The sequence below is a fragment of the Psychroserpens sp. XS_ASV72 genome (assembly GCF_041224425.1).
Classification (GTDB): Bacteria; Bacteroidota; Bacteroidia; order Flavobacteriales; family Flavobacteriaceae; genus Psychroserpens.
This window is the reverse complement of record NZ_JBGFGL010000041.1, coordinates 2501-5130: the sequence shown is the minus strand read 5'-3', so window position 1 is coordinate 5130 and position 2630 is coordinate 2501. Positions and strand designations below refer to the sequence as shown.

Here is a 2630-nt window from a genome sequence, read left to right as displayed (position 1 = left end):
TATAAACAAAAAAAGACCCTTGCTTATTGCAAGGGTCTTTCAAGAAAGGCGATGTCCTACTCTCCCACAGATGCAGTACCATCGGCGCAAACGGGCTTAACTTCTCTGTTCGGAATGGTAAGAGGTGAGCCCCGTCGCTATAACCACCTTAAGTCTTTCGGGAACCTGTCCCGTATATTGTTGACATACTGAAAAAAGATATACATGATCTGTGCTTTCCCTGAAAAGAACGGCGCACGATAAGCCTATGGGCTATTAGTACTACTCGGCTATGACATCGCTGCCTTTACACCTGTAGCCTATCGACGTGGTCATCTTCCACGGCCCTTTAAAGAAATCTCATCTTGTGGTGGGTTTCGCGCTTATATGCTTTCAGCGCTTATCCTTTCCCAACGTAGCTACTCTGCAATGCCACTGGCGTGACAACAGATACACCAGAGGTTAGTCCAACTCGGTCCTCTCGTACTAGAGTCAGATCCACTCAAATTTCTAACGCCCACAGTAGATAGAGACCGAACTGTCTCACGACGTTCTGAACCCAGCTCGCGTGCCACTTTAATGGGCGAACAGCCCAACCCTTGGGACCTTCTCCAGCCCCAGGATGTGACGAGCCGACATCGAGGTGCCAAACCCCCCCGTCGATGTGAGCTCTTGGGGGAGATCAGCCTGTTATCCCCGGCGTACCTTTTATCCTTTGAGCGATGGCCCTTCCATGCGGAACCACCGGATCACTATGCTCTACTTTCGTACCTGATCGACCTGTATGTCTCTCAGTCAAGCCCCCTTATGCCATTGCACTCTACGCACGGTTACCAAGCGTGCTGAGGGAACCTTTAGAAGCCTCCGTTACTCTTTTGGAGGCGACCACCCCAGTCAAACTACCCACCAAGCACTGTCCTTCTCTCGAAGTTAGACTCTAGACAAGCAAAGGGTGGTATTTCAACAATGACTCCACAACGCCTGGCGACGCCGCTTCAAAGTCTCCCACCTATCCTACACATTACTTATCCAAAACCAATACTAAGCTATAGTAAAGGTGCACGGGGTCTTTTCGTCCCACTGCGGGTAATCGGCATCTTCACCGATACTACAATTTCACCGAGCTCATGGCCGAGACAGTGTCCAGATCGTTACACCATTCGTGCAGGTCGGAACTTACCCGACAAGGAATTTCGCTACCTTAGGACCGTTATAGTTACGGCCGCCGTTTACTGGGGCTTCATTTCAGGTCTTCGCCGAAGCTAAACCCTCCACTTAACCTTCCAGCACCGGGCAGGTGTCAGGCCCTATACATCATCTTTCGATTTAGCAGAGCCCTGTGTTTTTGATAAACAGTCGCCTGGACCTTTTCACTGCGGCCCACATCGCTGTGGGCGACGCTTCTCCCGAAGTTACGCGTCAATTTTGCCTAGTTCCTTAGCCATGAATCTCTCGAGCACCTTAGAATTCTCATCCCAACCACCTGTGTCGGTTTGGGGTACGGGCTGCCACACTCGCTTTTCTTGGAAGTCGCTCCCCTGGATTGTCACCTTGGCCGTAGCCGCAGTGTACTGTCGCCGTGTTACCACTGGCTTCAACGTGCTATTCCGTCAGCACGCACCAAGTTCACGCCTCCGTCACTTTTGACGTGGGCAGGTACAGGAATATTGACCTGTTGTCCATCCACTTCCCCTTTCGGGTTCGCGTTAGGTCCCGACTAACCCTCAGCTGATTAGCATAGCTGAGGAAACCTTGGTCTTTCGGTGTGCGGGTTTCTCGCCCGCATTATCGTTACTTATGCCTACATTTTCTTTTGTAGCTTCTCCAGCATGCCTCACGGCAAACCTTCGACGACACTACAATGCTCCCCTACCACTTTTAAAAGTCCATAGCTTCGGTAGTATGTTTATGCCCGATTATTATCCATGCCGAACCGCTCGACTAGTGAGCTGTTACGCACTCTTTAAATGAATGGCTGCTTCCAAGCCAACATCCTAGCTGTCTAAGCAGTCCAACCTCGTTTATTCAACTTAACATACATTTGGGGACCTTAGCTGATGGTCTGGGTTCTTTCCCTCTCGGACATGGACCTTAGCACCCATGCCCTCACTGCTGGTAAACATTTTATAGCATTCGGAGTTTGTCAGGAATTGGTAGGCGGTGAAGCCCCCGCATCCAATCAGTAGCTCTACCTCTATAAAACTATTAACCAACGCTGCACCTAAATGCATTTCGGGGAGTACGAGCTATTTCCGAGTTTGATTGGCCTTTCACCCCTACCCACAGGTCATCCGAAGACTTTTCAACGTCAACCGGTTCGGGCCTCCACTGTGTGTTACCACAGCTTCACCCTGCCCATGGGTAGATCACACGGTTTCGCGTCTACCACTGCTAACTATAGCGCCCTGTTCAGACTCGCTTTCGCTACGGCTGCGGACCTGAAGCCCTTAACCTTGCTAGCAACGGTAACTCGTAGGCTCATTATGCAAAAGGCACGCCGTCACCCTTACGGGCTCCGACCGCTTGTAAGCGTATGGTTTCAGGTTCTATTTCACTCCCTTGTTCAGGGTTCTTTTCACCTTTCCCTCACGGTACTGGTTCACTATCGGTCTCTCAGGAGTATTTAGCCTTGGCGGATGGTCCCGCCAGAT

2 rRNA genes (1 of these 2 cut by a window edge) are annotated in these 2630 nt (G+C 50.8%); both read right to left on the bottom strand.

Annotated features, from left to right (window positions below):
- Positions 1 to 43: 43 nt before the first annotated feature.
- A 5S ribosomal RNA gene (rrf, locus tag AB9K26_RS00260) occupies positions 44 to 151 on the bottom strand.
- An 84-nt stretch (positions 152 to 235) separates the two neighbouring features.
- Positions 236 to 2630, bottom strand: a 23S ribosomal RNA gene (locus AB9K26_RS00255); it runs 424 nt beyond the window's last position.